At 70.1% G+C, this 7918-nt stretch carries 7 protein-coding genes; 1 reads left to right on the top strand and 6 read right to left on the bottom strand.

Annotated features, from left to right (window positions below; genetic code table 11):
* Window positions 1–233 precede the first annotated feature (233 nt).
* The 6 genes from L2C96_RS40310 to L2C96_RS40285 all read right to left on the bottom strand — a co-directional run bounded on the left by L2C96_RS40310 (window position 234) and on the right by L2C96_RS40285 (window position 6962).
* Entirely contained in the window at window positions 234–422 is a 189-nt protein-coding gene (locus tag L2C96_RS40310; protein ID WP_237339844.1) for a hypothetical protein, read from the bottom strand.
* Window positions 423–437: 15 nt separating this feature from the next.
* Window positions 438–2903, bottom strand: a complete 2466-nt coding sequence (locus tag L2C96_RS40305) for a heavy metal translocating P-type ATPase (RefSeq protein WP_237339843.1) — start codon at window positions 2901–2903, stop codon at window positions 438–440.
* Window positions 2904–2905: 2 nt separating this feature from the next.
* Window positions 2906–4936 carry an ATP-dependent zinc metalloprotease FtsH gene (gene ftsH, locus L2C96_RS40300; protein ID WP_237339842.1) on the bottom strand — a complete coding sequence of 677 codons (2031 nt, stop codon included), beginning with the start codon at window positions 4934–4936 and terminating at the stop codon, window positions 2906–2908.
* A gap of 102 nt (window positions 4937–5038) precedes the next feature.
* Window positions 5039–5275, bottom strand: a complete 237-nt coding sequence (locus tag L2C96_RS40295) for a hypothetical protein (protein WP_237339841.1) — start codon at window positions 5273–5275, stop codon at window positions 5039–5041.
* Window positions 5275–6375, bottom strand: coding sequence for a cytochrome b N-terminal domain-containing protein (locus L2C96_RS40290; protein ID WP_237339840.1), 1101 nt, complete (start codon window positions 6373–6375; stop codon window positions 5275–5277). Before L2C96_RS40290 ends, L2C96_RS40295 begins: the two co-directional genes overlap by 1 nt.
* Window positions 6375–6962 (bottom strand): hypothetical protein, encoded by a 588-nt coding sequence (locus tag L2C96_RS40285; protein WP_237339839.1) that lies wholly within the window; start codon window positions 6960–6962, stop codon window positions 6375–6377. The genes L2C96_RS40290 and L2C96_RS40285 overlap by 1 nt, the downstream gene beginning before the upstream one ends.
* A gap of 158 nt (window positions 6963–7120) precedes the next feature.
* Between L2C96_RS40285 and L2C96_RS45470 the strand changes: the two genes are divergently transcribed.
* Window positions 7121–7915, top strand: coding sequence for an EamA family transporter (locus L2C96_RS45470; protein WP_372491318.1), 795 nt, complete (start codon window positions 7121–7123; stop codon window positions 7913–7915).
* Window positions 7916–7918 lie beyond the last annotated feature (3 nt).

The following is a 7918-nucleotide window of genomic DNA, read 5'->3' as shown; positions in this document are numbered from 1 at the left end:
GATCGCGGTGGTGGTCCGACACGCCGAGCCCGCCGGTCTTGCATGAGGGCTCGAAGGCCCCCGAGGTGCTCAGGCATCGCACTCGCGCGGCGGACCACCACCGCCGACATCGCCTCGACCGGTCTCCCGTGAGGACTCAAGTCCAGAAAGGGGCAAGGCCTACCGCGATGCCGAGCAGGAGTGAACAGCCCGCCCAGACCGAGCCGCCGCTCTTTTTCAAGACCTCAACGGGGTCAGGTAACGGGAAGGCCTGCACCAGTCCCAGCGGGCTGTTCGAGATTCATTAGGTGACGGGGGTCTCCTCTCATCGACAGGCGGTGGTCGACCAGCAGCACTCGGCCGGTGTCGGTGAGTTGCCCGGCGGCGGCGAGCCCCGCGAAACTTGCCCCGGGAATGATCACGTCGTAGTTGTCGTCGGCCATGGCAGGCTCCCCTTCTCATGCCGCGCGCCGGTCGACCTCGCCCACGGCCACGGTGGTCGGTGCCGTGGGGGTCGGTGCCGGTGCGGCGCTCGGCAGCCGGAGTCGCTTGAGCGCGAGCGCGTTGACCGCTACGATCAGGCTCGAACCGGACATCGACAGCGCCGCGATCTCCGGCCGCAGCACCAGGCCGAAGGCGGGTTCGAACACGCCTGCGGCGATCGGGAGGGCGATGGTGTTGTAGCCGATGGCCCAGCCCAGGTTCTGCCGCATCTTCCGCAGTGTGCCGCGCCCGATCCGCAGCGCCGTGGGCACGTCGAGCGGGTCGGAGCGCATCAGCACGACGTCGGCGGTTTCGATGGCGACGTCCGTTCCTGCGCCGATCGCGATACCCAGGTCGGCCTGAGCGAGCGCGGGGGCATCGTTGACGCCGTCGCCGACCATCGCGACCTTGCGGCCACCTTGCTGGAGTTCGGCGACCTTGGAGGCCTTGTCGCCGGGCAGGACTTCGGCGATCACCGTGTCGATGCCGAGCTGGCGGGCGATGCGCTCGGCGGTGGCCTGGTTGTCGCCGGTGAGCATGACGATCTCCACCCCGAGCTCGTGCAGCTCGGCCACAGCGGTCGCCGAGGTGTCACGGGCCGCATCGGCGATGCCGATCACGCCGACGGCGGTCCCGTCGATGGCGGCGACGATCGCCGTGTGGCCGGTGCCGGCCAGCTGGTCACGGCGGGCGGCCAGCGACCCCAGCTCGATGCCTTCCCGTTCGATCAGCCGCCGGTTGCCCACCACCACGCGGCGCCCCGCGACATGGGCGATCGCGCCATGCCCGGGCACATTCTCGAACCGCTCCGCGCGCAATGAGTTCAGGCCCCGCTCGTCGGTGTGCCGCACGATCGCCTCCGCCAGGGGGTGTTCGGATTCCCGTTCCACGGCGGCCACCAGGCGCAGCAGCTCTGGCTCGCTGATCCCGGTTTCGGCGCCGTCGGTGAGGACATCGGTGACCTCGGGCTCGCCCTTGGTCAGGGTGCCGGTCTTGTCCATCACCACGACCTGGATGCGGGCGGAGGTTTCCAGGGCGATGGCGTTCTTGAACAGCACCCCGCGTTTGGCGCCGAGCCCGGTGCCGACCATGATCGCGGTCGGGGTCGCCAGCCCGAGTGCGTCGGGGCAGGTGATCACGACGACGGTGATGGCGAACAGGATCGCGGTGGAGAACGCACTCCCGGTCAGTAGCCACGTCGCCAGCGTCGCCCCGCCGCCGATGAGGGCGACGAACACGAGCCAGAACGCGGCCCGGTCGGCCAGCTTCTGCCCGGGTGCCTTGGAGTTCTGCGCTTCCTGCACGAGTTTCACGATCTGCGCCAGCGCCGTGTCGGCGCCGACCTTCGTGGCCCGCACCCGGAGCGTGCCGTTGGCGTTGATGGTCGCGCCGATCACCTCCGTGCCGGGTTCCTTGTGCACCGGGAGGCTTTCGCCAGTGACCATCGACTCGTCGACCTCGCTTTCGCCGTCCTCGACCAGACCGTCGACGGCGATCTTGGTGCCCGGGCGCACCAGCAGCAGGTCTCCGACCGCCACCTCGGCGGTGGGTTTCTCGACCTCCTCTCCGTCGCGGAGCACGACGGCCTTGGGCGGGGCGAGATCGAGCAGGGTGCGGATGGCGTCGTTGGCGCCGCCGCGGGCGCGCATCTCGAACCAGTGCCCCAGCAGCACGAAGGAGGCCAGCACGGTGGCGGCCTCGTAGAACACCTCCCCGCCCCCGGACAGGGTGATCACCAGCGAGTACAGCCAGCCGGACCCGACCGCGACCGCGACGAGCACCATCATGTCCAGGGTCCGCGCGCGCAGCGCGCGTACGGCGCCGTCGAAGAAGATCCAGGAGGAGTAGAAGATCACCGGCAGGCTCAGCAGCAGTGCCCAGATGTCCTGCCGTAGGCCGAAGGGCGTGGGCAGGTTCAGGCCGAATACCTCGCTGCCGATGGGCGACCACAGCACGATCGGGATCGAGAACAGCAGCGCGACCAGGAACCGGTTGCGCATGTCCGCGACCATCGCGGCCATGGACATGCCCGCGTGCCCGCCGTGGCCCATCGCCTCGTGCGGGGACCGCAACGTCTCGGCCTCGGCGTGCCCCGCATGCGCGGCGGGACCGTGGCCGGCGTGCTCAGGGTGCTCGTGCCCGGGACGGCCGGGTTCGTGCATGGGGTCGCACAGGTGGTCCGGCACGGACTGGCCGGCGCAGTGGTAGCCGCAGTCCCGGACCCAGTCGCGCAGCTCGGCCACCGAGGTGTGCGCTGGATCGAACGTCACGGTCGCGGTCTGTGCCACCGGATTGGCCTCCACATCCAGCACTCCGGGGCGTCGCCGCAGGACCGCGGTCACGATGTTCTGCTCGGTGGCCCACTGCAGCCCGCGAACATCGAGCACCACGGTGCTGGCGGGGCGACCCGCGTGGCGGTGGTGGCCAGTGTGGTCGTGCATTGTCACTTCTCCTTCGGGTGGGCGGGCTCGTCGGCCGAAACCTGGTGCACGCGCGGGGTCGCCGTGTCGGTCGGATCGGTGTGGTCGTGGTGTGCGAGGGCGGCCTGGGGGCGGGCGGCGGCCCGGCGGGGTGCGACCGTGGCCGCACCGAGCCGCTGCGCCGGGGTGCTCTGCCCGACCAGGGCGTAGACGGCGGCACCGTCCACGGTCTCCTGTTCCAGCAGCAGCCCGACCAGGCTGCGCAGCTCGTCGCGGTGGGTGGTCAGCAGGTCGGTGGCGCGCTCCTCGGCCTCGCGCAGCAGCCGGGCGACGTCGGCGTCGATGGCCGCCTGGGTCGCTTCGGCGTACGGGCGGCTGGACAACCCCGGCCCGCCGCCGCCAAGGAACACCGACCCGCCCTGCGGGTAGCCCACCGGGCCGACTTGGGTGGACAGCCCGAACTCGCGCACCATCTTCGTGGCCAACTCGGTGGCCTGCGCCAGGTCGTTGGCCGCGCCGGAGGAGCCCTGGCCTAGCTCGACCAGTTCGGCGGCGCGCCCGCCCAGCCGCACCGCGAGAGTCTGCTGCAGGTAGTCCTCGCCGTAGAGGTGGCGCTCCACCAGCGGCAACTGCTCGGTCACACCCAGGGCCTGACCCGCGGGCAGGATGGTCACCTTCGCCACCGGGTCGGTGGTCGGCGAGAGCGCGGCCACCAGCGCATGCCCAGCCTCGTGCACCGCGACCGCGTGCTTCTCCTCCGGCAGCAGCGCGTTGGAGCCCTCCCGCCGCCCAAGCAGGATCCGGTCACGGGCGGTGTCGAAGTCGTCCGCAGTCAGCACCTCACGCCCGTCGCGCACGGCGACGATCGCGGCCTCGTTGGCCAAGTTCGCCAGATCCGCCCCGGAGAAACCAGGGGTGCCGCGGGCGACGACCTCGAGATCGACGCTGGCGTCCAGCTGTTTGCGGCGGCAGTGCACGCCCAGGATGGCGACGCGCTCGGCCAACGTCGGCAGCGGGATGGTGACCTGCCGGTCGAAGCGCCCCGGGCGCAGCAGCGCGGGGTCGAGCACCTCGGGCCGGTTCGTGGCGGCGAGCACGACGATGCCCTCCGACGGGTCGAATCCATCCATTTCGGACAGTAGCTGGTTGAGGGTTTGCTCGCGCTCGTCGTTGGCGACCATCGCACCGGTGCCGCCGCGTCGGCCGCCCAGGGCGTCGATCTCGTCGACGAACACGATGGCCGGGGCGCGTTTGCGGGCCTCGGCGAAAAGATCGCGCACGCGGGCGGCGCCGACACCGACGAACATCTCCACGAAACTGGAGCCGGCCACCGAGAAGAACGGCACACTCGCCTCCCCGGCCACCGCCCGCGCCAACAGGGTCTTGCCAGTCCCCGGCGGGCCCACCATCAGCACCCCACGGGGTGCCGCCGCCCCGGCGCGGTGGTAGCGCTCGGGCTGGCGCAGGAACGAGACCACCTCGGCGATCTCGGCCTTGACGCCCTCATACCCCGCGACGTCGGCGAAGGCGGTGTCGGGCCGTTCGGCGTCGAACACCTTCGCCTTCGACTTGCCCACCCCCATCGCGCCCTGCATGTGGCCCATCGCACCCGTGGACATCCGCCGCCAAAACCAGATGATGAGCAGGAAGGGCGCCAGGATCAGCACCCAGTTGAGCAGCTGCGAGCCGAACGACGGCGACGGTGAGGACGCCGAGACGGCGACCTTGGCCTTCTCCAAGCGATCCAGCAACGGCGCACCCGCCTGCGCGGGAACGACCGTGGTGAAGTTGTGCCCGTTGATCAGAGTGCCGGTGGCCGTCCCGCTGGTGACCAGCGTGACCGACTTGACCTGACCGGAATCGATATCGGCGAGGAAGTCCGAGTAGGTCAGATCCATCTTGGTCGGCTCCTGCGCCTTGGGCACCAGGATCCACAGCGCGATCGTCACCGCGATGGCCAACGGCCACAGCAGGTTCCGCCACCACGGGGGCCGCGGCGGCGCGGTCGGGGTCGGCGTCCCGCCCTCCGGAGGCGGGGCCGCGTGCTTGGTCATGGCTACCTCTCCGGATTACTCGAGCCCTCGGCCCCAACGTGCCTACCGTACCGGCGTGGGGTAATGGGCGCAGGTCGTGTATCGAGTGGTCGAAGGTCCTTTTCAGGGCCGGGCCCGCCGGCGCCACGGCCATCGCGGCGGGCCGGCCAGTCTCGTGAGGATCCGGGCCGCCTGCACGCTGGAGGCCAGCAACACCAGCGCGGCCAAGAGCATCAGCAACGCGGTGCCGGGACCGGGCGCGGCGCCCAGTTCCCGGTACAGCCCGCCCATCGCCAGGATCGCGATCACGGTCAGGGCCCAGAACCAGCGCCGGGCGCGGCGGATGTCGATGCCGTTCATCAGTGTCCCTTCGGGTTGAAGATCCACACGTTGACGCTGACCGCGACCAGCGCCAGCAGGATCACCACCATGACCGTGGTGGCGATCGGGCGTTCCCGCCAGCGGCGGCGTGGGCTGCGGTCGAGGAAGGGCACCAGGAACAGCAGCAGGAACACGCCCAGGATGACGAATCCGATGGCGGCCACCCCGAACCACTGCTCGATCGGGAAGAACCACCAGAACATCCACAGTGGACGGGTGATCTCGATGTCCTCCACCGGGGTCGGCCCGAGCACCGGCGGAATCAGCACCGCCAGCACCGACAGCGCACCGAGCAGCACCAGCCCGAACGCGGCGACCCGCTTCAGGTGCGCGGTGAACGGCTCCGGCGTCTCCACCTCCGGTGCCGTGATCTTGGGGTGAGCGGAGATCTTGTGCCGCTTGACCAGCAGCGCATGCCAGACGAACAGCAACACGATCAGCCCGGGAAGGATCACCGCGTGCGCCGTGTACAGGCGCAGCACGAGCGGCACCTTGCTGCTCAAGTTGCCGGTAAACCAGATGCCCGCGTTGCCCAGCAGGTTGGCCACGTCCAGGTTGTGCGCCAGCGCCTCGTAGCCCTCCTGGTCCCACTTGATCACGCTGCCGGTGAAGATCGCCAGGAACGCCAGCAACAACATCGCGCTGCCCACGATCCAGTTGCCCTCGCGCGGTTTCTTGTAGGAGGCGTGGAAGAACACCCGCAACATGTGCAGCAGCGCCAGCACGAACATCGCCTGCGCCGCCCAGTAATGCAGGCCGCGGGCGAACCCACCCAGCCATACCCGGGTCACCAGGTCGCGGATCGACTGGTTGGCCGTCTCCGGCATCGGCACATAGAACTGCGCGAGGTAGACGCCGGTGACCAGCAGGATCACAAACGACACCAGGGTCAGGCCGCCGAGGCTCCAGCCGAGGTTGTTGGCGTGCTCGGGCACCGGGTAAGCCAGCGCCTTGATCCCCATGCGTTCGTCGACGGCGTCGACCGCGCGGCGGAACCAGCCAGGGCGCCTGGCCGGAGTGATCTCACCCTCGGTGGCTTTACCGGTAGCGGCGGGGGACGGTTTCTGCTCGGTAGTCATCACGCCTCCTTCTGGCTGCCGGCCTGCTTGCCGGCGGAGTGAGTGAGCTGGCGCAAGCTGTGCGGCGGACGCAGGCGCCGCGCCAGATACAACCCGCCGAGGAGCACCGCGAGCGACAGTCCCAGCAGGATCGCGTCGCCGCCGTCACTGATCCCGCGCGCGGGATTGAACTCGTCGAGGATCACACTGGTGCCGGTCTCGGTGCCGGTCGCCTGCAGCCCGTCCTCAGGTGCCGAGGGCAACTTCCCGCCGAGCGAATCGAGCAGCAGCGCGCGTGCCTGCGCGGTCGCGGCCGGATCCTCGCCCGGGGCCTCGATGATCTCCCGGGCCTGGCTGACCTTGGCCAGGTCGACACCCTCCTTGTCGGGCGCGGTCAGCGCATCGTCGATCCGTTCAGCCACCCGCTCGTTTCCGCCGTCGTTGGCGATCAGGGCGATGGCCTGCTCGACGAGTTCGGACGCGTGGGTGCTCTCCTCCTCATCCGCCCCAGCCGGGGCCGCGGGCAGCACGAACAGCAACATCGCCGCCACCGCGGCGGCGAGTACCCGCAGCGGCCAGGTGCGCGCTCGTCGGTCGTGCCGTGACATGGCAGTACCTCCTTGTCGCCGTCCTGCGAGCCACCTGGCCACGCGATAACTAAGCCCTCCGGAGCCAGAATCCATACCTGCCCGCCGTGTACACAGCGGCTGGAAGACCCACTCCGCAGGGACTTTCGTCTCCTATCCCGGCTCGTAGGTCCCACACGATGAGGACCGCGGAAACTGGTCGGCACAGCATCCCGGGCGGCAACCTGGAGGCGATGATCTCGGGCCACCCGACGGGACACGACGTGACGACCCCAACCCGCCGCGGGAAACGGTCCGGGCCGCGGCCCGGACGGATGCTGGCCGTCGTCCTGGCCTGGGCGTCCTGCTTCGTCCTTATCCGCTGGGGGCTGCGGGATTCCCCGGTGCTGTGGTTCGCCGCGTTACGGGCCGTCATCGCCGGGATCGCGCTGCTGGGCGCTGCCGCGCTGAGTTCACGCACGCAGGCGCCGAAACCCGTGCCCCGCGACACGACCACCTGGCTGCTGATCGGCGTCCTCGCGCTGCTCAACGTCACCGTGGCGTTCGGGGCGATGGCGGCCAGCACCACCGGGGTCACCACCGGCGTCGCCTCGGTGCTGGCCAACACGCCGAGGCCGAACCACTGGTTACCCTCACGCACCTGCTGCAACTGTGCCGCGACGAGCACGCCGTGCTCTGGGAAAGCGTCAACGATCCCGCCTGCCGAGCCCATGTCACCGCGACCCTCACAAGACTGTCCCACATGCTGCCCCTCCCGCGACCTGGCGTGCTGCTACCGCAGATGCGGCATGCCTTCGCCGCCGCGCTGGAGCCGGTGGACGACGTTCCCGCGGTCGTCGTCGCCCACGGCCTGGCGCAGTTCCTCGACACCGAGTACGGCCACACGTTCACCGAGTCGTTCCGGCAGCGCAGCCCCTACCAGCCGGGGGTGGGCGATCCGATCCCGCTGGATCACCCAGACCTGCCGACGGTGACCG

The organism is Amycolatopsis tucumanensis (assembly GCF_021654135.1).
Lineage (GTDB): Bacteria > Actinomycetota > Actinomycetes > Mycobacteriales > Pseudonocardiaceae > Amycolatopsis_E > Amycolatopsis_E tucumanensis.
Note: the sequence above shows the minus strand (reverse complement) of the source record. Positions and strands in the feature narration are given on the sequence as shown.

Bases quoted from the DNA above. Each gene is read 5' to 3' on its own strand.
- L2C96_RS40310 (WP_237339844.1), bottom strand. From the start codon at position 422: ATGGCCGACGACAACTACGACGTGATCATTCCCGGGGCAAGTTTCGCG.
- L2C96_RS40305 (WP_237339843.1), bottom strand. From the start codon at position 2,903: ATGCACGACCACACTGGCCACCACCGCCACGCGGGTCGCCCCGCCAGC.
- L2C96_RS40290 (WP_237339840.1), bottom strand. From the start codon at position 6,375: ATGACTACCGAGCAGAAACCGTCCCCCGCCGCTACCGGTAAAGCCACC.
- L2C96_RS45470 (WP_372491318.1), top strand. From the start codon at position 7,121: ATGAGGACCGCGGAAACTGGTCGGCACAGCATCCCGGGCGGCAACCTG.
- L2C96_RS40295 (WP_237339841.1), bottom strand. From the start codon at position 5,275: ATGAACGGCATCGACATCCGCCGCGCCCGGCGCTGGTTCTGGGCCCTG.
- ftsH (WP_237339842.1), bottom strand. From the start codon at position 4,936: ATGACCAAGCACGCGGCCCCGCCTCCGGAGGGCGGGACGCCGACCCCG.
- L2C96_RS40285 (WP_237339839.1), bottom strand. From the start codon at position 6,962: ATGTCACGGCACGACCGACGAGCGCGCACCTGGCCGCTGCGGGTACTC.